The 23204-nt window shown below is 55.1% G+C and carries 19 protein-coding genes; 6 read left to right on the forward strand and 13 right to left on the reverse strand.

Annotation, left to right across the window (positions count from 1 at the left end; translation table 11 throughout):
• Positions 1-116: 116 nt before the first annotated feature.
• Positions 117-1184, reverse strand: coding sequence for an Ldh family oxidoreductase (locus J2I48_RS19505; protein ID WP_207337173.1), 1068 nt, complete (start codon positions 1182-1184; stop codon positions 117-119).
• Between the two features lie 128 nt (positions 1185-1312).
• On the opposite strand from J2I48_RS19505, the gene J2I48_RS19510 reads away from it, so the two are divergent.
• The 6 genes from J2I48_RS19510 to J2I48_RS19535 all read left to right on the forward strand — a co-directional run bounded on the left by J2I48_RS19510 (position 1313) and on the right by J2I48_RS19535 (position 7297).
• Positions 1313-1870, forward strand: coding sequence for a DUF502 domain-containing protein (locus J2I48_RS19510; protein ID WP_310587292.1), 558 nt, complete (start codon positions 1313-1315; stop codon positions 1868-1870).
• A 186-nt stretch (positions 1871-2056) separates the two neighbouring features.
• Positions 2057-2725, forward strand: a complete 669-nt coding sequence (locus tag J2I48_RS19515) for a hypothetical protein (RefSeq protein WP_207337174.1) — start codon at positions 2057-2059, stop codon at positions 2723-2725.
• A gap of 88 nt (positions 2726-2813) precedes the next feature.
• The gene (locus tag J2I48_RS19520) at positions 2814-3254 is read left to right on the forward strand and encodes a response regulator (RefSeq protein WP_207337175.1); all 441 of its coding nucleotides are present in this window, start codon (positions 2814-2816) and stop codon (positions 3252-3254) included.
• Positions 3255-3277: 23 nt separating this feature from the next.
• The gene (locus J2I48_RS19525; RefSeq protein ID WP_207337176.1) at positions 3278-4507 is read left to right on the forward strand and encodes a 3-phosphoshikimate 1-carboxyvinyltransferase; all 1230 of its coding nucleotides are present in this window, start codon (positions 3278-3280) and stop codon (positions 4505-4507) included.
• A gap of 274 nt (positions 4508-4781) precedes the next feature.
• On the forward strand, positions 4782-6539 hold the full coding sequence (locus J2I48_RS19530; protein ID WP_207337177.1) for a sensor histidine kinase: 1758 nt from the start codon (positions 4782-4784) through the stop codon (positions 6537-6539).
• Positions 6540-6547: 8 nt separating this feature from the next.
• Positions 6548-7297, forward strand: a complete 750-nt coding sequence (locus J2I48_RS19535) for a LytR/AlgR family response regulator transcription factor (protein WP_207337178.1) — start codon at positions 6548-6550, stop codon at positions 7295-7297.
• A gap of 100 nt (positions 7298-7397) precedes the next feature.
• Here J2I48_RS19535 and J2I48_RS19540 read toward each other — a convergent pair whose 3' ends face one another.
• The 12 genes from J2I48_RS19540 to J2I48_RS19595 form a co-directional block, all read right to left on the reverse strand.
• Positions 7398-8321, reverse strand: coding sequence for a S1/P1 nuclease (locus J2I48_RS19540; RefSeq protein WP_207337179.1), 924 nt, complete (start codon positions 8319-8321; stop codon positions 7398-7400).
• 30 nt (positions 8322-8351) lie between these two features.
• Positions 8352-9788 (reverse strand): purple acid phosphatase family protein, encoded by a 1437-nt coding sequence (locus tag J2I48_RS19545; RefSeq protein ID WP_207337180.1) that lies wholly within the window; start codon positions 9786-9788, stop codon positions 8352-8354.
• A gap of 45 nt (positions 9789-9833) precedes the next feature.
• A complete protein-coding gene (locus tag J2I48_RS19550; RefSeq protein WP_207337181.1) occupies positions 9834-10460 on the reverse strand; it encodes an L-threonylcarbamoyladenylate synthase in 627 nt (208 codons plus the stop codon).
• A gap of 96 nt (positions 10461-10556) precedes the next feature.
• A complete protein-coding gene (locus tag J2I48_RS19555) occupies positions 10557-11606 on the reverse strand; it encodes a glycosyltransferase (RefSeq protein WP_310587293.1) in 1050 nt (349 codons plus the stop codon).
• Positions 11607-11831: 225 nt separating this feature from the next.
• Positions 11832-12782, reverse strand: coding sequence for a YihY/virulence factor BrkB family protein (locus J2I48_RS19560; RefSeq protein ID WP_207337182.1), 951 nt, complete (start codon positions 12780-12782; stop codon positions 11832-11834).
• 19 nt (positions 12783-12801) lie between these two features.
• Positions 12802-13230, reverse strand: coding sequence for an acyl-CoA thioesterase (locus tag J2I48_RS19565; RefSeq protein ID WP_207337183.1), 429 nt, complete (start codon positions 13228-13230; stop codon positions 12802-12804).
• A gap of 140 nt (positions 13231-13370) precedes the next feature.
• Positions 13371-15494: an ATP-binding protein gene (locus J2I48_RS19570; protein WP_207337184.1), complete on the reverse strand. Its 2124-nt coding sequence runs from the start codon at positions 15492-15494 to the stop codon at positions 13371-13373.
• Positions 15495-15634: 140 nt separating this feature from the next.
• A complete protein-coding gene (locus J2I48_RS19575) occupies positions 15635-19918 on the reverse strand; it encodes an SdrD B-like domain-containing protein (protein WP_207337185.1) in 4284 nt (1427 codons plus the stop codon).
• Between the two features lie 23 nt (positions 19919-19941).
• Positions 19942-20502 carry an interleukin-6 family cytokine gene (locus J2I48_RS19580; protein ID WP_207337186.1) on the reverse strand — a complete coding sequence of 187 codons (561 nt, stop codon included), beginning with the start codon at positions 20500-20502 and terminating at the stop codon, positions 19942-19944.
• A gap of 38 nt (positions 20503-20540) precedes the next feature.
• A complete protein-coding gene (locus J2I48_RS19585; RefSeq protein WP_207337187.1) occupies positions 20541-21392 on the reverse strand; it encodes a hypothetical protein in 852 nt (283 codons plus the stop codon).
• Between the two features lie 30 nt (positions 21393-21422).
• Positions 21423-22535, reverse strand: coding sequence for a thrombospondin type 3 repeat-containing protein (locus tag J2I48_RS19590; RefSeq protein ID WP_207337188.1), 1113 nt, complete (start codon positions 22533-22535; stop codon positions 21423-21425).
• A gap of 63 nt (positions 22536-22598) precedes the next feature.
• Positions 22599-23162, reverse strand: coding sequence for a hypothetical protein (locus tag J2I48_RS19595; protein WP_207337189.1), 564 nt, complete (start codon positions 23160-23162; stop codon positions 22599-22601).
• Between the last annotated feature and the right edge of the window lie 42 nt (positions 23163-23204).

The following is a 23204-nucleotide window of genomic DNA, read 5'->3' on the forward strand; positions in this document are numbered from 1 at the left end:
CACAGGCCAGGGTGGCGGCCCTTAGCCTGACGGCTATGGTGGGGACACTGGCCAGGGTAATGGGGGTAGCGGCAGGGTAGTCGACGCGAAGCCATTCACCCTTCGCCCCTCACCCTTCACAACCTCACCCCAAACCGTTCGCCTAATTCCTCCAGACTTTTCAGCACCGTTTCATGCACGGGAATGCCTTCTACCAGCCGTTGGGACTCCATCTCACGCTCGGGGTCGCCGGGGACGAGGACGTGCTTTCCTTCCACGGCTTTGGCCGACCGGAAGCGCTGAATCCAGGTGTCCATGTGGTTCTTGAAGTCATCGGCGGGGCGGAAAGCGTCGATGCGCATGGCCCCGAAAAAGTGGCCCGTACCGCTGCCCACGCCTTCGTCGGCGGTCATGAACCCCGCCGTGGCAAAGGGCGGCACCCACGGCCCGTAATTGGCCCCGGAGAGTACACCCGAAAAAATATCGACAATGGCTCCCAGGCCATAGCCTTTGTGGCTGCCATGCTCCCGGTCGGACCCCAGCGGCAACAGTGCCCCGCCATTTTTCACGGCGTTAGCATCGGTAGTAGGCTGACCGTCAGCACCTTGCGCCCAGCCTTCGGGAATGGGCTGGCCTTTGCGTTGTAGGATTTCCAGTTTCCCGTAGGCCACGGCCGTCGAGGCGAAATCGGCGAGGAAAGGCGGTTCGGTGGCGGCGGGGATGGCCACGGCAATGGGGTTAGTGCCCAGCAGTTTATCGAGCGAAAACGTGGGTGCGACCAGCGGCGCGGCGTGGGTCATGGCCTGGCCGATCATGTCGTGTTCCACGGCCAGCAGCGCATGGTAGCCCGCAATACCGAAGTGGTTCGAGTTGCGCACCGCCACCCAACCCGTACCGGCCACGCGGGCTTTTTCGATGGCCACGCGCATGGCCCACGGCCCCACCACCAGCCCCAGCCCGCGGTCGCCATCCACTACGGCGGTAGAGGGGGTCTCGTTCACCACCCGGATAGTGGGCGTGGGGTTCAGCCGACCCAGGTCATAGAGCCGCACATAGCCCGGCAGTCGGGCCACGCCGTGGGAATCGACCCCGCGCAAATCGGCAGAAATCAGTACATCGGCGGCAAGTTGGGCGTCGTCATCAGAACACCCGATGGCCCTAAAAATGTGCTCCGTAAACGAGCGCAACGGCTTGGCATGAATCATGAAAGCAAAAATAGTCAAGAGTCGATAGTCGTCAGTCGATAGTCGCTGGCGCGTGAGTAGCTTCGCGCCGTAGCACCGGACTGCAACTGACTATTTACTATCGACTGACGACTATTGACTTCTTACACGTGTACAGAAAAATAATCAATCGCCTGATCACCTATTTCGGGCGGGGGCTGCTGGGGGTGGCACCGCTGGGGCTTACCATCTACGTCATCTATAGCGTTTTCATCTGGGTCGACGGGCTAGTACCTATCGACATGCCCGGTATTGGGTTTCTCATCATGTTTGGCATCATCCTGGGGTCGGGCGTGCTGATTTCCACGGTGTTGCCCCGGTCATTTGCCGGGCTGGTGGAAGGCGCCATTCGGCACCTGCCGCTGGTGAGCCTGATCTATTTTTCGGTCAAAGACCTGATCTCGGCCTTTGTGGGCGACAAGAAAAAATTCAACCAGCCCGTACTCGTCATGATGAACCGTGAGTCGGGCATTCGCAAGATCGGTTTCATCACCCAAACCGACCTCACGCGCCTGGGCCTCACCGACGCCATCATGGTCTATCTGCCCCATTCCTACGCTTTTTCGGGTGAACTCTACATTGTCCCCGCCGAAAACGTTAAGCTCCTCAACCTCCCCAGCGCCGACGTCATGAAACTCATCGTGTCGGGCGGAGTGAGCGGAAAATGATTTTGGATTGGGGATTTCGGATTGTTGCTGCGGTCCGACGTCTCGGCACCAGCGCAAACCCGTGCGACAGCAACAATCCGAAATCCGAAACCGCAGCGGCGGACCGCCCCAATCCAAAATCCCAAATTCCTCTGCTTTCCAACCTTTCCCAGCTTGGTGGGGTTATGGGCATATAGTGGTGTGTGTATGAAAACGGGATTCGTAGTAGTGATCGGATTGGCCCTGAGTCTGGCGGCGCAAATGAGCCTGGCGCAGCCAGGAACGGTGCCGGGTGTGCAACTGTCGGAGCCGCCCAACCGCGCTGTTGACCAAGCCCCCAAACAGGCCCCCGTTGATGCGCAGGGGCTGCCTATTGTCGACTCGACTAAACGGGCTATGATGAGAAACAGGTATCTGGCCCTCGACGTGACGGGCTTGATGGGGCGGTTTCGGCGGTACCGTACCTTTCCCGGCGAGGTGATGTCGTTCAAAACCAGAACAGACCGGACACATTACCATTCGCCGCTCATCAGCGTCAATGATACTTCATTTGTCATTGCCTTTCAGAACGAACTCTACGACCAGCCCCAGCCGCTTTCCATTGCCGTGGCCGACGTGCGGCGGGTATATTTTAGTCATCGCATTCCGTTTGTGAGCCAGGCGGCGTATATCTTACCCGTTGCTGCCGTGGTGTATCTGGTCGCCGATTTTGTGAATGGCCGCGACGATAACAACAAACTGGCGGTTCGTCTGGACCATCGCAATCTGGTGCCGGCTGGCCTGATGATGCTCGGGGGGGGCGTTAGCTACGCCGTTTCGCACCGGTCCTATAGCGTGGGTGGCCGCAATCGGCTTAAAATACTTTGGACTCGTTAAATCAACTCCAGCGCCGGGTAAGATTCTTACTTGGTGCCGTTGACTTTTTGGCCAATAGTAGGACCTTTACGGACCATCACTACTCACAATGACCCCACATACCATTTACATTGCCGATGATGACGAGGATGACCAGTTTCTCTTGCAAACGGCCTTTGCATCGACCGGACAGGGCTGCCAGCTTAAGTTTTTTGGCAATGGCGAACAACTGCTGAAACAACTTACGGTTGAAAAAGCCCCGCCAACGCTAGTGCTCCTCGACCTGAATATGCCCATCCTGGACGGTTTTCAGACCCTGGCCCAATTGCGTAGCCAAGCGGCTTACGAGACACTGCCCGTGGTAATTCTGACCACGTCTAACCAGCCCAGCGATGTGCAGCGGGCCTATGAAATGGGCGCTAATTCGTTCATTACCAAGCCCCACCAGTATGCCGACCTGCTGCGCACCGTGCAGGAATTGGAACTGTACTGGCTCAACACGGCTCAGCTTCCCCGCTCCCCACAATCGGACGGTAATGCCAACAGTTGAGCAAAAATGCGTTGTTTTGCGGCATGAATGCCGTTTTGCTCACCCCACCCACCCAGCCCGTCCGGGCAACTATTGCCCTTGCCTCGTCGAAAAGTGAAAGTAACCGCGCCCTGATTATCGACGCGCTGACGGGCTTTCGCTGTGATCTTCAGAACCTCGCCTCAGCCCGCGACACCCAGACCATGATCCGGCTGCTCCGCGCTGAAGACCCCACCGCCGACGTGCTCGACGCGGGCACGACCATGCGGTTTCTGACGGCCTACTTTGCCCTCACCGGCCAGACCAAAACCCTGACCGGCACCCCGCGCATGTGCGAACGCCCTATTGGCCTGCTGGTTGATGCGCTCCGCACGTTGGGGGCCGACGTAGCCTACCTGGGTAAAGACGGTTACCCACCCATTCAGACGCGGGGTTTTCGGCATAGTGGCGTAAGCGAGTTAAGTATCCGGGGCGACGTAAGCAGCCAGTACATTTCGGCGCTGGCCATGCTGGCTCCCTATTTGCCAGGTGGGCTTACCCTGCACCTGACGGGCGCCCTGGGGTCGGTGCCGTACATGACCATGACCCTGCAACAGATGGCCACCTTTGGCGTAACGCCCCGGGCCGACTGGGCAGCACAAACCATTCATATTCCCGCTGGTACCTACCAACCCACCACCTATGCCATTGAATCAGACTGGTCGGGGGCGAGCTACTGGTTTAGCGTGGTGGCCCTGGCTGCCAATGCCGAACTGGAACTGCTGGGTCTGAAAGCGGAGTCGCTCCAGGGCGACAGTGCCATTGTGGGCATTATGGACCAGCTTGGGGTGCAGGCCACGTATACAGGCAAGGGGTTTCGGCTGACCAAGAAAGCCGCCACCGACCACATTGCCGTTGATTTCACCAACTGCCCCGACCTGGCCCAGACCGTGGCCGTATGTTGCGCCATGAAAGGTATTCCGGCTACGTTTACGGGCATCGAGAGCCTGAAGATCAAAGAAACAGACCGGGTGCTGGCCATCCAGACTGAACTCCGCAAGTTTGGTGCAGACCTGGTAGAAGTAGAGCCGAACGCCCGCTACGAGGTGAAACCCTCCAAACAAGCCATTGCTACTGAGTTGATTAGCGTAGACACGTATGACGACCACCGGATGGCTATGGCCTTTGCGCCGATAGCCATGTTGCGTCCCGTCGTGATTGAAGAACCCAGCGTGGTCGCGAAATCATACCCTTCTTTTTGGGACGATTTCGCGATGATAGCTGAAGTTAACTAAGGGCACATGTCATGGGTGAGAGGTCTGTCTCTCTGGCGTTGATATAAGCGGAAAGCACACTAATGGGACCAGAAAACCAGGCTGGTTTGGCCGTTCGGTACTCAAGGTGGCGTTTTCAGCCAGTCAGGTCAAGAGCGAGGTTGTCAGGTGTTGTTTTTTTCTTGCGGGCGCGCGTTTTTTTCCTGCGAACGAAATACGCGTTGACTAGAGCCGTGTTAGTCAGTACATTTGGTAGGGTACCTGTCCATACCTATCGTTACCTGGCCTCCTTGAGATGTTTCGCTGTACGCTGGCTTTCTGTTTGAGCATTCTGCTCGGGATGATGACGCCCGGTCTGGGGTCGGCGCAGCCGTTAGTTCATCTGAAGCTGCGGCCCGAACGCCTCACCTACGCCCGAGAGGTAGAGCAGGAGGCAACCCAAAAACATGACTCGCTGGGGCTGGCCGAGGCTTGGTACCTGTATGGTAAAACCTACGTTTTTGCGGGCGACTACCTCACGGCACAGGTTTACTTTTTGAAAGCCCTGCACGTGCAAGAACCCCGTGGTGCTTCGTTTGAACTGAGCCGACTGTACGTTCGGCTGAGCGAAACTGAAAACCGGCTGGGCCGTTTCGGTCAGGCGCTGGCTTACGCCAAACAGGCACTTCAGGTGGCTAAAGACTGCCGTTCAGATAAGGCACTGCTGCGAGCCAATGGTAATCTGGCACTCCTTTGCGAAGAAAAATGGGCGAACCAGCTAGGGTCCGATACCGCCAAATTCAGGCAGGTGCTTACCTACCACCGGCTGGCCGAATCGTACTGCTACAAGCTAAACGACACACTGGGCATTGCCGAAGCCAATATGAATATCGGTGTGCTGTATACTAAAGTGGCTGACCAGCAGGCTATTAATAACTTAAAGGAAGCCTTGCGGCTGTTTGCTCTGAAGCGTAAAGAAGGTATTCGGGTGTATGCCATGTCGAAACTGGCGGCGGCCTATGTGCGGTTTGGTAAACTAGAACTGGCTCACCAGACCCTGCAAGAGGCTGAGCAATTCTATAGCCGGTGGCACCTGAACGAATACCATATCCGGCTCGACCTGGAGCGTAACTTCGTGACCTACTACACCGCCACCGGTCAGTGGCAGCTTGCGTTCGACCGGCTGAAGCGGCAACACCAACTGGAGCAAAGTCAGATTCTGGCCGACCGCGACGGGGCCATCAGCCGCCTGAACATCGAGTATGACACTCAGAAAAAGGAATCGCTGCTGACGACGCAAAAACGGGAGTTGGCACTTCGAATGGCTAACCTCAAAGAGCAGCAGTTGTTGATTCTGGCCATTGCGGGGCTGTTATTGCTGACCATTGGACTGTTGGTGAACTACTTCCGACTAAACCAAACATTGGCACGTACCAGCCGACAAAACGTCGAACTAGTGAAGGAACAAAACCACCGGGTGAAAAATAACCTGCAAGTGGTGTCGAGCCTGCTGAGCCTGCAAGCCAGCCGCCTTACCGACGAGGTGGCCAAACAGGCCGTGGAAGAAAGCCAGCTTCGGGTGCAGTCGATGGCTATTTTGCACCGGCGGCTCTACGACGGGGACCAACTCGCGCAGGTAGACGTCGACGAGTTCATTCGGGAGCTGGTTAGTGGGGTGCTACTGTCCTTCGGCTACCTGACCGTTCCGGTACAGTATGCCCTAGACCCTATCTTACTGTCGGCTGACAAAGCCACGCCGCTTGGTTTGATTATCAATGAGTTAGTTACAAACGCCTGCAAATATGCTTTCCCTGACAACGACGAGCCACAGCTCTGGATCGAGTGCCGTCAGCATGGTCGAACCATCATGCTGACCGTGGCCGACAATGGGCCGGGCATGGATCATGATGTGCCTGTCTTGCAAACTGATAATATGCTGGTCGCTAAAACCCGTACGTTTGGCCTCACGCTAATTGAAGCACAGGCCATGCAACTTAATGGCAGGGCACAATTTGGTTCGGGTAAGGATATGGGCGGGCGGGGCACAGTTTTTACGCTTGACTTTACCATATAATCCACACTATGACGCCATTAACCATTCTTATTGTCGAAGACAATACCATCACGGCCATGCACCTGCGCCAGACTCTGGAACAGGCCGGGCACACCGTAACGGGCATGGCCCGGACGCTTCAGGCAGCCCTGACAGCCGTGAAAAACCAGTTGCCTGATCTGGCACTGGTGGATATTCAACTGGACGAAAAATCGACGGGAAACGGTGTTGCCACCGCCCGTGAACTGCTGGCCTACCAGCATATGCCCATTATTTTCCTCACCGCCGATCCCGAACTGGAAACCTACCAGTCGGCCATTGAGATGATGCCTGCGGCCTACATGCTCAAGCCGTTTCGGGCCGATGAACTGTTGATGAACATTAACCTGGCGTACCATAATTTTCAGTCTACCCAGGGTGGTATGGCCGACGCCCTGCAAACGGGCTACGTGTGGGTGCCCATCAAAGAGGGTCTTGAAAAAGTGGCCGTAGCCCAGGTGCTCTACATCGAAGCCGATAAGTCCTACGCCAACATCGTCATGGCCGATGCCTCGACCCACCTGGTCACCACTAACCTCACCACCGTGGCCCAGTATTTTCGGCTCAACAGCTTTTTCCGCATCTCGCGGTCGCACGTGGTTAACCTGGATCAGGTGAAGCAACTCAAAGGCAACAGCCTGATCTTCCTCGACGGCAAAACCGCCCTCGACATTCAGCCATCGGGCCGCAAAGAACTCATCAAACGCCTGACCGTCATCCGCACGAAACCGCCGAAATAAGTGGTGAGTGGTGAGTGCTAAGTGGTGAGTTTGCTTACGCCAGCGCAATACGCTGGCGTAAGCAAACTCACCACTTAGCACTCACCACTCACCACTTATTTTACATTTCTTTCCTCAACACTGTGGCCAGGCGGTGGCCGGAGAAGGCTACCTGCTGTTCAGCAATAGGTTTTACGGTGGCGACATAGTCGGGGGGGAGCACGGCGCCGTCGTTGCCAGTACCGGCTATCAGGGTGCCCTGTTTGTAGGCCAAGGTGCGGGCCAGCTCGAAACTCTCCCGCGACCACTTGCCGATATCCCGATTGCAGCGGTGGGGCACCTGCCGCCGCGTGTGGGCCTGCGCCAGTTGCACGGCCAGTTGGTCGGCGGCGCGGAAGGTGTCGCTGCCTAGCAGCATCCCATCCCAGAAAGCATGGAGATTCAAGGTGGGGTTGCTCATGCTTACCTTGATTTTGAAGAGGTTGCCACCCCGGTCACCGTCGGGAAACTGCGGACTCACGAGCGCCGCCGTATGCAGGGGCATGTGTACGTCGCCGGCCAGGTGAAAAAGCCAGCACAGGGCAATGGCTTTGGTGCTGTCGGGGGCGTTGCTGGTCAGCAGCTGCCGGTTCAGGGCAAAGGCTTGCAGGATGTTTTCGCCCGTGGCCAGGGTGGTGTCGGTGCGGGCTATGCCCAGGGTGGGGTTATAGACGTAGTTAATGAAATGCCAGGTGGGGTGGTCGTTGGGGTTTTTCTGCCCGCGGATATCGTCGGGCCATCGGGCGGCAAGCATAAACAGGTACTCGTTTTTCTCGCTCTCGGTCAGCGACGAGTCGCGGAGCATGGGCGCCCAGCGGGTGTTCACGTCGGGGTGTTGCCGCAAAATGGCCAGTACCCGCGCCAGCTTCCTGGGCGACTTGGCCAGCATATCTCGGTAGGCAATGGCACCAATGGCCATATGGGTGGGTTTGTTCCAGCCAAACGAACCGTTGGCAACGCACAGGGCAACTACCAGCAGCCAGGCCGATTTAAACGAAAAGTTCATAACGTGTTTCAGGCGGCCAGTCAGGCCATTTCATTTAGTAATCGTAAACGAGTCAATTTCTTTTCCGTCGCTGGTTAACTGCTTAACCTTTAGCGTGTTACCGGCCACATCAGCAACAGTTAGTGAGTGTACGTTGGCAATAAATCTGGTGGTAAACTCCTGGTATGAACCGGGTTCGTTAGTTTGGTCCTGGTCATACAGAATCTGGCCCCCGGCCCCCGTAATGACGTAAACAATGCCGTTGGGAGTAGTGTTGGTTTTGCCGTCAAATGCTTTGTCCAGCGTCCAGCGTCCATTAACGGCCCGGCCCCGGTAAGTTCGGTTGCCCATGCTGGCTATGAGCTGCACGCCTTGAGGGTTGGGCACAAACCGCAGGGGAGCCGTGCGCTGGTAGTTATGCACGTGTCCGTTAAACACCACGTCGACCTTACCGGCTTCAAGCAAGGGGCATAGCAGCCGCATCTGCTGTTGTTCAAAATGGGTGCGCGACGAGCTGAAGCTAGGGTGGTGGTACATCACAAAGCGCCAGGTGGCACCCTGCGCGGCGGCCAGGTCTTTCTTCACCCAGTTCAGTAATGTCGAATCGGTGAAGTTCACGTAGGGGTTCGAGTCGATGATGGTCCAGTGGGCGTTGCCATAGTCGAATGAGTAGTTGGTCATACGGGGGTAGTTGTTACCAGCGGCCTCGGTAAACGCTGCCCGATTGCGCTTGGTGGCTATTAGCGGCGGCACCAGCGGGCCACCTTCCTGACCCACGGGGCCGTTCAGCGGTTGGTTCCAGTAGTAATAGTAAGCCAGGGCGTCGGGTTTTTCGTCCAGGTTACGCACCTCCGTGTCGTGGTTGCCGGGGGCGGCTACCATTGGCACCGACCGCATCAGCGGGGCACCATTGCTGTTGGCTTTGTCGGCGTTGTAGATCGGCCAGAATTTGGTGCGGTATTCCCACGCCAGTCCGTAGTCATACACAATGTCGCCGGGCACCACTACCAGGTCGGGATTGGCCTGATAAGCCTGATAGGCCAGTCGTTTTTGGTCGCCGGTTTCGGCACCAATATCGGCGAAGGCCACAAACCGGTAGGGCTGGTCGGTGGTTTTGGGGGCATGGCCCGTGGCCGAAAAAACAACGTTGCCCGCCTTCAGCACCCGATAGTTGAACAACGTGCCGGGTATCAGGCCCGTTAGGGCGGCGTGGTACACCCGGTGTTTGCGTATACCGCTCACCGTGATACGCCGGTGGGTAGGCGGGGGGCTGCTGAGCCACGCTGTGGTGCTATCGGGGCGGTACTCAACGCGCCACTCGGCGTCGGCATCGGTAGTGTGCCAGAGCAGTTGCAGCGACGTGGGCGAGGGGGCTTTCCCGATTTGCAAGTAGGGCCTGGTGAAAAAGTGTTTGTCAGAAGCCTTGTTTTGGGCGCAGGAGACCAGGGTAAGGGTGAAAAACAGAAACAGCAGAAGGAGTTTTCTCATGAAATGCGGTGTGCGGTCAGGCTACGGCTCAAGTTGAGAAAAGATTCAGTCCCAATCAACTTCGCCCAGGCCCTGCCGCACCACCCTGAAGTCATCGTTGGTCGCATCCACAATTGTCGACGGCTCATATCCCCCGATGCCCCCGTCGATGATGATGTCGACGTCGTGGTAATATTTCTCGAAAATTAGCTCCGGGTCGGTGGTGTATTCCACGGTGTCGGGCGTCTCGTCGCGGAGGGTGGTGGTAATGATGGGGTTGCCCAGTTCCTGCACCAAAAGTCGGGGGATGGCGTTGTCAGGAACGCGGATGCCGACCGTTTTTTTGTTGGTGTTCAACAACTTAGGCACGTTATTTGTGGCATCGAGGATGAACGTGTAAGGCCCCGGCAGTAGCCGTTTCATGAGCTTGAAAGCTGAATTACTTACGCGGGCATAGTCAGCAATATGACTCAGGTCATAGCAGATAAACGAGAAGTCATTCTTCTGGGGTTTGATGCCTTTGATCCGCGCCACCCGCTCCACCGACCGGGCATTATGAATGTCGCAGCCCAGTCCATAAATGGTATCGGTCGGGTAGATCACCACCGCCCCTTCGCGCAGCGCACGCGCCACCTCACGCACCCGTTGCAGGTCAGGATTAGCCGGATAGAGTTTGATAAGTTGAGCGGGCATGAGAAGGGAGTTTAACGTGTAAAGTCTAATGTTTAAAGTTGGCTTACGCGAACACTACTCTTGCGTAAGCCAACTTTAAACGTTAGACTTTACACGTTAAACTCCCTTCATTTCCAGCCGCATACCCCCTTTAAATGCCCGCCGGGTGAGGTAGTAGCGGTACATGCCGTTGATGGGCAGTTTGAGGTGTCCGAGCCTGAGAATCAGGCGAGTAAGTAGGTCTGGTGTTTCGATTTCGCGCAGTAATCGCCCAAATTTGTCGGCTAGTTCGTGCTGCTCGGCGTAGAAACATTTGCGGATAAACTGCCGCACCCGCATGGCCAGTGCATGGCGTTCGTCGGGGGTTTGGCACAGGGTATTCGCTTTGAAACACACTCGCAACGTCGATTCAAGCAGGGCGTTTTCGGGTAATGTGATCTGCTGTCCCAGCGAGTGGGGGAGGCGGCGTTTTTGGGTCAGCACCTCGTCGATGTAGGCATATCGGTACTCGCGGGAAGAGCGCACCCAGAAGTCGAAATCTTCAAAAGCAAGGTCCTCATCGTAGCCACCCAGCTCGTCGAGCATGCTACGGCGCATCATCATGGTGGGCGTACAGATGAAATAGCGCTCTAAAACGGCCTTAAACACGTCGCCGCTGGGTACCGGTACACTTGCATGACCAGCGGCGTTGAGGGGAAAATGGTGGCCCATCACGTTGCCTTGTGAGCTGATGAGTGCGGCATTGGTGAAGACCACACCATAGAAGGGAGGCAGGGACAAAAAACGCGCTACCTGCCGGGCTACCCGGTTGGGCATGAGCAAGTCGTCGGCGGCCAGATCAATCACAAAATCGCCCGTAGTGAGCGCCAAACCCTGATTAAAGGCCCTGCACAGGCCCACGTTGGTGGTATTCTGAACAAACTGAACGGCGGGATGCTGCTGGCAAAACTGCCTGATCTGACCTGCTGAATCGTCGGTGCTGGCGTTGTCGATGACCACCAGTTCGATGTTGGCATAGCGCTGATCGACCACCGATTGCAGGCTATCTATTACATAGTCGGCCTGGTTATAACAGGTGCAAATAACCGACACCCAGGGGCGGTGCTGATTCAGGAACGGATCCATAGGCAGCAGCGGGCGAGATACGGTGACAGACAGGCGATTCAAAACGTTCTGGTTGGTGTGTTTTTATATACAATGAAACTTACGAAGAAAATACTAAGTAGCTCTATTGATTTTAGCGACCGGAAAAAACTGCGATTATTTTGACGGTACGGTCAAATCTGGCACAATTTTTAGTCTGTAATGGGTACAGGACGCGGGCAGGTTGCCAGCCAGGTTTCCTGCCTAACTCTGTATCACATTTATGGGTTAGGGTTTGCAAACGCCACTTCATTTATTGGAGGTGGCGTTTGTTGTTTTTGCGCCAACCGATGGGTTCTTCTCGCCCTCCAGATCGAACAGATTTACGTTAATCTCGAACCCGAGGATGAGCAGCAGCGATACCAAATTGGTCCAGATCATCAGGGCGATGAGCGTACCGATAGAGCCGTACAGTTTGTTGTATGAACCAAAGTTGGATACATAATAGGAGAACGCCAGCGTGGTCAGTACAATCAACACTGAGGCCGTAACCGAGCCTGCCGTCACAAACGTCCACTTCATGTTTACGTCGGGACCAAAGCGGTACAGTAGGGACACCACACCTACAAACACGGCAAATACCAACAGGTAGCGAGCCACCTTAAGAGCAAAATACACCACGGCATTGTTGAACACCCCAAAGCGGGCCAGGTAGTCGATCACTACGCCGCCTACCACCAGCAGCGTAATGGCCAGAAATAGCGATAGCGCCAGGGCCACCGTCAACCCTACGGCAACGCTTTTCTTGTAGAGAAACGTGCGTTGTTCCGGCACCTCGTGCGACGAGTTAAAGGCGTTCATGAGTGCCGTCATGCCACTCGTGGCCGAATAGAGCGCCAGCAAAAAACCAACCGACAGCACCCCGCTCCGTGGTCGGCTGATGATGTCCTTCAGCGTAGGTCCTACCGTGTCGAAGGTGCCACCGGGCAGCACACGGGCAAAGAAATCCATGATGGCATTCTCATTAACGCTGGGTATATACGGAATGAGCGTGAAGAGAAAGATGATGGTGGGGAAAATGGCCAGGATGAGGTTATACGCCACCGACGCAGCCCGTTCGCTCAGGTCATTGTCGGTGAGTACGTCGGTGATTTTCTTGAGAAACGTGTACCAGTCGCGTTTGGAATTAAGGGCGTTATGGTCACGGAGCCAGACTCGTGCGCCCGACAGAGCCTTGAGGCTCATTAATTTTTCAAACATGTTCGCTGAGTATCGTTGCTTATACCGTACCAACTTCATGGTTAAAAAAAGGTTTAAGGCGTTCGAGAAGGGCGGCGGGCGATCCGCAGAGCCGCCCGGTGTCCATACGTTGAAAGACCAGCGTGGTTTGCCCACTGTTGAGCAACTCGCCAGCCTCATTGCGGATAATGTACTGAAACACAATCCGGGCGCGGGGCAGTTCGGGAATGGTCACTTCCACCGTAAGCAGATCGTCGTAGCGGGCGGGCTTGTGGTACCTCGACGTGTTTTCATATACGGGCATCTGCACGCCGGAGGCTTCCATCTCGCGGTAGAGAAACCCCAGGCTCCGCAACGCCTCTACCCGCCCGATTTCATAAAACCGGCCATAGTTGCCGTAATATACGTACCCCATCTGGTCTGTGTCGGCATAACGAACGCGGAAGGGGTGTGTGGTGAAATGATACATGGGTTACGGAAAAGAGTGAACATCAACGCTGCCAGTGGAGGCTACCGTTTGCACAACTGTGAACTACATGACTTGCAACGTTGACCTGCCACGAGATCAAACTGCCTGACACCGCATGCCCAAAGTCTGTCGAGTACCATTCACGCTGCATCAGTGTTAAACAGCGTTGGCAGGTTTACGTTAAATTCGGCTGACTCCTGCGCCAATGGCGACTTTTCGGTGGGTGCCGACAAGCAAATACTTACAGTAGTACCGCCATTGGGTCTGCTGCTGATGCGTAGGCTTCCCTGTTGGCGGTCCATCATCTCCCGACATATCTGCAAGCCTAAGCCTACTCCCTTTTCACCCATTGTGCCTGAACGAACATCAGGAGAACCAAACAGCGTCTCCAATTGCTCCACAGACATACCAAGGCCCGAATCCCGAATTTGAAGCTCAACTGTTTCACCCTGACGAACGGAGTGGATACGAATGTAGGCTCCTGTCGGGCTGAATTTGATGGCGTTGGCTACTATGTTACGTATGACCGCCCGCAACTGGTGCTTATCTGCCAGCACGACATGAGCTTTATCTATCTGATTAATAATAATCAAGTTCTTCTGATAGATAAGTTCACTGGCTTGACTAATGACCTCTTCGGTGATGGTAGATAGGCTGGTTGGCTGAAGTATGGATTGAAAGCCCTTCAGTTGTATCATCGACCAGTCTAATAGGTTGGTTAATAAGGTAAGTACGTTATCCACCTGCTTATCGAGTCGGTTCATCAGCGGAACCAACAGTTGCGGTTGGTCATTAGCCGACCGGACCTCGCGAAGATTCGTTTTCATAATCGCTATGGGGCTACGTAAATCATGGCTTATCAGCGAGAAAAGCTTGTCTTTTACGGCATTTGTCTCGGCTAGTTCATTAGCTGTTTTTTGAAGCAGTGCCTGCTGCTGTATGAGAAGTGTATTTTTCTGTTGCGATTTTCGTAAAAAATAATAGACAACCCCCATCAATATAATCAATAACGTGATAAAAGCAGCACTAGCAAATCCTGTTCGCTGGGCCACCAAAAGTTGCTCTTGTTGACGTAATGTATTTAGCTGAGCGATTTGTACGTTTTTTTGAAGTAGCTTGATTGCTTTCTCCTTATTTTCAGCCTCAAACCTTGCTTGCATCTGCGCAATTAATTTTGTATTATTTTCAGTAAATTTCTTTTCTTTTAGATGGTGGTTTTCGCGATAGGCTGCTAATGCTTCACGGAAACTGCCTTTAGCTTCCAATGCTGCTCCCAAACAGGTAAGGGAAGCCATCACTCCGTTTGCTTCATTATTTTGGCGAGACAACTGTAGGGCGTAACGTGCCTGGTTGAGTGCTTCACCAGAGAGGCCCATAGCCAGGTAGGCAGTAGCTGACTCCCGCTTCGAACTGGCCATAAACGAAATTAGGTTCAGCGCATGTGCCTGTTTGTAAGCCTGTCTGAATAACTCAATGGCTGCTTTGTGCTGCCGCCGCTTACACAGGTTAATGCCCAGCACCTCCAGCGTTTCAATCACTCTATTTGGCGATTTAGTCAGGCGGGCAAAATACATGGCCTCTTTAAAGTGAAAAGCTGCGGCTTGTAAATCGCCTTTTTTCTCCAGCATCTCGCCTCTGGTTAAACAGGCGTACATACGGTCGACGGGGGGCCAAGAGCGTTTATCCAATGCCAGGTATTTGTTCGTGTAAAACGCTACCATTGGCTTATTATTCATCTCATTAAACAGGCTGATGAGTAACAGATAGTTAGAAGCCAGTGTAGGGCCATCTTCGTGGCTAATCAGATACGTTAAATTTTCGCCAATTTGGTCGACGGCTTCTGGAATCTGGCCTGCATCGGAATAGATCATTGCCAGGGTATATTGGTATTCTACTAGTCGTTTATCGTCATGGGCCTGTTGCGCATAGCGTATAGCTTGCCGGATGGGTTGAATGCCTTGTTGATAATGCCCTTGGTGTCGATAGTATCGGGCAAGGAAAAAGTGTAAATCGCTGGCATACGCTGGCGAGAACGGTTTGTTCAACCGTCGTAGACCACGTTTGGTGAACACATAGACACTATCCAGCCTACTTTCATTGAAGTAATGTTGGGCAATCAAAGCGCAGAGTCGTACTTGTGCACTGTCAGAAGGCGATTGGGCTAACGCCTTTTTCAATACAGACAACTCAACGGCATGGTTAGGTTGACCCAACACCACAGTTGCGCTGACAAAAAGGATTACGGCCAAAAGAGGGATACGCATGAGCAAATGTCTGAGAGGGGTACAAGTACGTAAAAAACCCAAAAATGCCTGCAAAATGCAGGCATTTTTGGGTTTGTACCAACACTATACGTGAATATAGTTTTTACTGAATCGTCATGAATGAGCGGCCCGTTTGGTTATTACCGGACACCGCCCCTGGTCTTTCTGACAACAAACGGCGCACAGGCAGCCGTTGGACAGTTACATACTGTTGGTTGGAGTAGTACAGTGCGATCCGTAAAACACCCCTGGGTATTATACACTCTGATCGTATAGTATTGGGCACTAACCGGACTTGCCAGGCTGGCAGCTATTATCCCATTAGTAGGAATCGCCTTGGCCGTGCCCGATAGTGAGGTCGCCGGATCAAAGCTAGTCCCCAATGAATACTGGAATGTATGGTCCGCCTGGAAGCCCGTTAAGCGTAGGTAGCCGTTGGTTTGCGGTGTACTACCCGTACAACTAGCGGCTACGGCTTGTGCGGTAAAGTTGGGGAGGATGTCTTCTTCCACAATATAGGGGCAGCAGCTGTAGTCGGTACATAACCCAGGCAACTGATTACTGGTTAGGTTATAGGCTCCCGGACTGCTCACCTCAAGGGTGGCGGCAGTAGCCCCAGGCAAGGCAATGCCGTTTTTAAACCATTGGTAGCTGGCACGGCCCGCAGGCGCGGTCAATACAATGGTATATGATTCGCCTGCGCACAGCCGGACGGGTACGGATGTACACACCTGAGCGGTACCGCCGGGTATTGTAGCCACGTTGTACAAAATACCACTACTATCAGCTTTTGTCTGAAGCGTGAGTTGTACTTGCTGACCAGCACCGATGGAACTGACTCGCCAGATGCCGACTGGCTTGCCCGGTGTAAAGGTTGTTCCGGCGGGTGGTGTATACCCAGTTGGGAGGACAGATAGCCCCACTGACGTAGAATCACGAACGTCTACGTTGGTGGCAGCTGCATTGCCGGTATTTGTCAGGATGACCGTGTACGAAATGATGTCACCTACGCTGGCCTTGGACTTGTTTACCAATTTTTTTACCGACAAAACTGGTTTTAGTAGATAAAACCCAGCGTCGAGGTCAGGATAGAACTCGCCATTGGCCAGCGTAACCGACTGCGTACGACCAGTGGCCGGGTTGGGATCAGAGTCTTTCGATCCGTCGCCGCCCTGTTGGGCTGCCGTAGCCGTATACCCGGCGGGGGTGGTAAAGCCTACCGAGTAGTTCAGACCGCTGCCGGGGGCCAGGCCCGTGAAACTGTAGAACCCGCTGGCGTTGGTGACGGTTGTGGCAGAGGCTACCCCATTGGTGTAGAGCGTAACCCGTACGCCTGCCAGTGGCGTATCGCCCGCGTTCTGAATACCATTATTGTCCGTATCGACGAAAACATAATCGCCCAAGCCGGCCGCGTTGGCAGCACAGTTTTGCGTAAACTGCCGGGTCAGGCTACAGCCGTTTAGCATGACAGTTAAACTAACGGTTTGCCCCGATGGTACACCAACTACTTGGCTTCCAACCACATTGCCTGCTGAAGCAACAACGGAAGCACCCGCAGTTGTCGTAAAACTAATGTCGTACGTAGCGATACCCTGGCAGGTAATCTTTGTGAGCAGCGAAGGCACTGGATTTACCGTAACCATTGCTGTGGCCGTGCCTGAACAACCACCCCCCGTCGTCACGGTCACCTGGTAGGGCGTGGTAGCCGCCGGGCTAACGGTTAAGGCATTAACTGAACTGGCCGCGCCGCCTGTCGAAAAGCGGTAGGTGCCTCCTCCACTGGCCATCAACGTGGTGGATTGCCCCGCACAGATTGTTGCCTGCGCGGCAGATAAACCGGCTACCGGTAGTGCATTGACTTGAACGGTGATAGTAGCACTTGTAGAACATAGCGGGCTACTACTCACCGTAACCGTGAAGGTTTTGGTGCCGGTGGTCAGACCCGTTGCCACAACGGCTGATGTGGCGGCACCCGTTAGCTGTACGCCGGCGGGCGCGGCCCAGACGTAGGTGTAACTACCCGTCGGGCTAACCAGAGCCGACAGGCTAATAGGGTTGCCCTGACACACTGAGAGACTGCTGGCCGTGATCGTGATAGAAGGGGGAACGCAGGGTACATAGGCAGCATCGTACGAAAAATTGTTCTCGCCTGACCGCCCCAATACGAAACTGATTAACCCGCTACTATTGACATCGGTGTCGATATTATCACCGTTGGTACCCGTCGCGGCGTTGGGCTTGCTGCTCAAGAAAGCATTACTGGTTGTTACGCTGGCAGGGAAGCTCAGCGAATAGGAACCACCGGCCGTCAGCCCCGTTAGGCCATAGACAAAACCGGTCGAGTTTGTACCAACACCGGTTGAGAAATAATATTCGCCGTTGGTGTTGGTTGTCACGTTGATACCCGCCGCAGGCAGTCCGGGGCCTTTTAAGGTCACGGTGACGCCCGCCAACGGGGCCTCACCGGGGTCCTGCACCCCATCGTTGTCGGTATCTAGCCAGACCCGGTTGCCGATCATCACGGGCGGCAGGTCGCAGAAGGGAACTACCTCGCCTAAACCGGCTGCCTTCCCGAAGTCGGCCAGGCCGGGGTCGGTGCCAGTCGAACTGCCGTTATACAATCGGTACGACTGCGCCCAGGCTCCGGTGGTGTTGTTCATCCAGCGGAAACCCCCGTCGAAAAACCCGTCGACACCGTTGTCAATAGCCGGGTCAAACACCACCGCAACGGTTTCAATGAAGCCCGGTATCTGGGTCATGGTGCCCAGGCTGACCTCATCGTGGTTCACACCGATGCCCGTAGTGCCGGAGATAGCCCCATTCACCACGCCCCCCGTCGCAATGGGGTAGCCATCGCCGTGGTAGAATTCGGCCCCACCTGGTCCCTGCCCCGTGTTCTGCTCAGACATGCCGTTGCCCTCAGAGCGACCATTGCTCTCCAGCGTCCAGCCCCGTTCGGGCGAACCCCCGGCCCGCAGCAGGTCGCCCCCAATCCGGCCCTGATACAAATCTGTCGTGGCGGGGTTGTCGCGTGTCTGACTGCCCGCAATGTCGCCTATGCGGTCGCGCAGGCCGATGATGAGGTCGCCGTTGTCGAAGGCCAGGTTGGCCAGTATTGGCATGGGGTAGGTCAGGCGGACGGTTGGGTTGATGTTAACGTTGGCGTAGGTGGATCGCCAGGGTAACCAGGTAGCACTGCCCGTCGACGCTGCATTGCCACGGGGGTAGTTCAGGTCCATCTGAAAGGCAGGCGTAGCGTTGAAGGCTAGTGTAGCCGGATTCACCGAATAGACATACGCTTTGAGGTCGGTGGGATCGTTGGAGCTTTCCGCCGAGCAAACGACACCGACGTATACCCTACCCCGGTAGTACTCCACAGCAAAGGGTCGGACATCCCCGGCGGTAGGGCAACCCGGTGGCAACGGATTGAGCGGAACTGCCCTGCTGCTGAGCACACTCCCCGACGTGGGGTTGAGCGCGTACAGCGTCCGGTTCTGGAGGTTCATCACGTAAAGCGTATCATCGTCGTCGGAGAGGTCCATACCCCCCAGCGAAGTTTTGCCCACGGCATCCCAGGCTATGTCGCCATTGTCGCGGTTATAGTCGGTGGGGTCGTGGGCGTTGGCGTTGGCACCCGGCACGGTAAACGTCTGGCTGACGGTGGAGGTCGAGGTGGCGTCGCTGACGTAGATGGCCCCCGGCCCGGCGGGTCCAAACCCGGCGTGTTTCTTAAAAAACGAGGCCGTATAAAGTCGTTTGGTGGTTCGGGCGTAGGCCAGGCCCAGGGTGGTGCCCACCTGCCGGGCCAGAATAGCCACGCGGTGGGCGGTGGGCTGATCGTAGATGCTCGTGTTGGCGGCAATGGATCGGCTACCGGCATCATAGGGAAACGAGACCAGCACCGGGTCGTTGCCGTAGATACCGGTTATGGTGGCGGCCCCAGTCGTAGCCAGCTGATTGCCAAAGACATAACAGTTCGTTAGCAATTCGGGATTGCTCTGGCAGAAGTCGGTAGGGTAGTTGATTCCAAAATGAACGCCCGATGCCCCGCCGTTGGCAAATTGGATCGACGTACCTGACGAGGCTCCGCGAAACGATTCACGATCACCTGCCATTAGCTTCGTGAATTCAATACGGTAAGGACCAGCGTTGCCAACGGTCAGCACATAGCGGCCCAGGGTAGCACTGACTGTACTACTTACCGCCGTAGCCGAAACGGCTCCACTACTAGTATAGGCCGTAATGAGCACCCCACCCACACCTGGTTCGCTGTAGATGTACGTCCCCGAAGTAGGCAGGCTGGTATAAACACCATCACTGTTGAAGTCACGAAAGACAATGCCTGAGATGGTTTGACCGTAGCTTGACAGAAAGCTGGTTAAGAGACTACCGATGATCACTAAAAACCGTCCTAATCTTTTCATAGATGTGCTGCTATTTTTCATAGTTAGGCAGACGGTGAATCAACGCGGCTGACTCTGTCTGTTGCTGGATTTGACAGTGAGGTAAAAACAGGTTCTCGTCTACGAAACGTAGCTGGGAAAGCCATATGGGGCGGCATAACGTCTGGTGTTCCTGCCGACACTGGCACATCGCCCGTAGCCATTGAGTCTTGCCAGTTACGGAGTGCCACAGCAAGACGTTGTAGCTCATCGACCTGCCAATAATCATGATCCCTGCTACGAATCGACAATTTTTTCTGGTTGAGACCGGCCCGCTTCAGCAGTTGACTCTGCGTTCTATCGGGCAGGCAACTCAATTGAAACACCAGGGCACGGATGCCTGCAATAGCATCTGTAGGCAAGCGGAGTGCTTCACCCAGCAACACTAATTCCTTAGGTCGCCACGATGCCGGATTGCGACGTCGGAACAAAATTTTATGGTATTTCACATCCAGGATGTCCTCCAGATCTGACACGCTCAGGGCCACACCAGCCAATCCCCTAAGTATGGCATCGCGGCCTTGTAAGTAGGTATCTACCGTACGCTGTAACTGAATAATTATCATTTCGTTAAGTAATGATCTGTCGGGCGTGGAGAAGAAAATTAACGTACCAGCAGTAGTTTTTGACCCAAAGTCCGTGGGCCGGTCTTGCCAGCCGCCCGTTCCACTTGCAGGTATACCAGGCTGACTAACTGACGGGGTACGGGCAGTTGATAGTTCACCAGTTGGTCGGCGCTATTCTCTAGTTTATAAAGTTCTACGCCCGAAGCAGACAGCAACCGAACGGTTAGCCGCTCGTCTGCCTCAAAGTGCCGCACCGTCAACGAGACCGCATCGCCCGTGGCCGGATTGGGGTAAACGCTGATGGCTGGTGCACCTGGTTTGGCCTCTGCCATCACCAGTTGATCCAGGTCGGCCTGTGTGGTTCCCCGTTGGAATAGTTCAGCGCCCCGGTGATTTGACAGGGTGTTGTTGAAGTCGCCCCCCATCATGCCCTTTTTAACCGATCCTGGATCCTGGTCGTTGAGGTAAAGCCTTACCCCATCTACGTAGCCAGCGGGTAAACTAAACGCGAACAGCATAAACGGGGTGTCCCGCTGCACATCAATGTTTTTACCCATGCTGTGAATGCCGTGGAAGTCAGTGAGAGGAGCTACCGCTGGCGCGTATACGTTGGAATAATCGGTCCAGTGTGCCGTAGCACTCACCACGTTTAGTGATTGATCAGGCATCTGACCAGGCACTACAATAGAAATCTGAGATGGTCCCAACAGAAAGCGCTCCTGCGTGAAATTGGACTGCGCATACACTTCATACCGTTTGGCCTCTGCATTGTAGGTCAGGTTGACGGTTAGCTGTGGCTTATCGACCTGCGCAACAGCAGGCGGGCACAAGAATAAGGCCCCAAGCACCAGGTGAGCCACGAAGGCCAGGATAAATCGAACTAATTTCATAACCATTATTTGTTTGATGGCACCTTCGCACTACCCACGCCGAACTAGGCGGGCGGTAATCGGAATGCACTTAGGTTGGCAATTGGGACATAGTTGCAGGCGTAGCGCGTCGGAGACGACCATACAGTTTGCTCGAACGGTAGCCAGCGGTTGGCCAATGGTCAGGTTTGTCACGCTTTGGTCATCGGTATACACAATACTATACGCCGCGTAGTTACCACCAGGCAGACCGGCCGTGCTGAACGTTGGCAGGGTTGTTACCTGCACCAGCAGCCCCGATGCGTTGACCAGTACATAGCGTGTCTGCGTACCAGCGGTTTGGCTTCCTCCCAGGGCCTGTAGCTTAATGACATCGCCCACCGTATAATCGCAGGTGGTAACTGACGGCACACACACTTTGGTGACCAGTGCATCAGACCAGGCGTAGCAGTTGGCCGTTACTCGGCTGAGGGGTTGGCCAACAGTCAGGCCCGTTACGGAGCCATCATGGCTGATAGCCAGGGCCATGTACGTGTGGCTACCACTCAACCCATTGAAAGTGGGCGTAGTGCTCACCTGTACAATGCTACCGGTTGAATCGGCCAATACATACCGAACAGTACCTCCGCCGCTACCACCCGTGCTAGCGAGGGTGATGTTGGCGGTTGTATAGTCGCAGGTGGCCAGGGTGCGGGGGCAGCCGTAGGCATTCACCGGCGTACCGGCAGGGGTGTTGGGGCAGCGGTCCTGCTCATCGGTAATGCCGTCGCCATCCGTGTCGGGCTTGCTTACGCACACCTTTACGGACAATGCCGTCGACAAGTTGTAACAACCCGCCGTAACGGCACTTACCGACTGCCCCGCCGTTAAGTTAGTGGCTGTGCCGTCGTGGCTGATGGCCATTGCCAGGTAGGTATGGCTACCGGTAAGGCCGCTGAACGTGGGTGTGGCGCTTACCTGCACTATGGTCCCGACCGAATCGGCCAGTATGTATCGGACCGTGCCGCCCCCGCTGCCCCCCGTACTAGCCAGCGTAATGCTGGCGGTGGTGTAATCGCAGGTGGCCAGTGGTTGCATATGGTGAGCCGTACTATCGGGCAGGCTACCGGCCCCGGCCCGCACTAGTGGCAGCAGCATCAGCAGAGCCAGCCACCAACGTCGCATCGTTGCTAATCGTGTTATCATCTCCTATGGGCATCGGCCCCGTTTAATTAGCCAGACAGTGGCTTACTTACTCAGTGACGGAGCAACCAGGTTACAGGCCGTGCAGGTGCTACCCGTATTGGCGTAATTAGCCCGGTAAAAACTGTTGGCATTGCCAGCAGCATAAACCACGTTGGCAAAGTCGCCGGGCATGGTGGTTGAGTTCGAGCCGGGGTCGCTGCCATTGACAAAAAGCCGTAAACCCGCCACACACGCATTGCCCGGCAGGGTAAACGTAAAGAGCAGCTTCTCCTGACCAGCCACCAACGTGATCTTTTTACCCGGCGACCCAATGCCGTGGAAGTCCAGCGAAGGGGCTGCTGACGGGGCGTACAGAGGCGAGGAATCATCCCAGCCCCCGGCCTCCAGGTTTGAGATGACAAAGGGGGCGTTACTCACCGAAGCGGGGGTTACAACGGAAATCTGCGAACTGCCCCACAGAAAATCAGTCTGGGAGAAGTTAGGGCGGGCATACACTTCGTAGCGGCTCTGCCCGATGTTATAGCGCAGCGTGAGGTCAATCTGATTCTGACCATAGCTGGTAACGGCCAGACTGAGCAACAGCAATAACGATGATAGGAATTTCATAAAGGAATGGATTAAACTGGTTGTTAACGACTCAGAATCAAT

This window comes from Fibrella aquatilis, assembly GCF_017353255.1.
GTDB lineage: Bacteria > Bacteroidota > Bacteroidia > Cytophagales > Spirosomataceae > Fibrella > Fibrella aquatilis.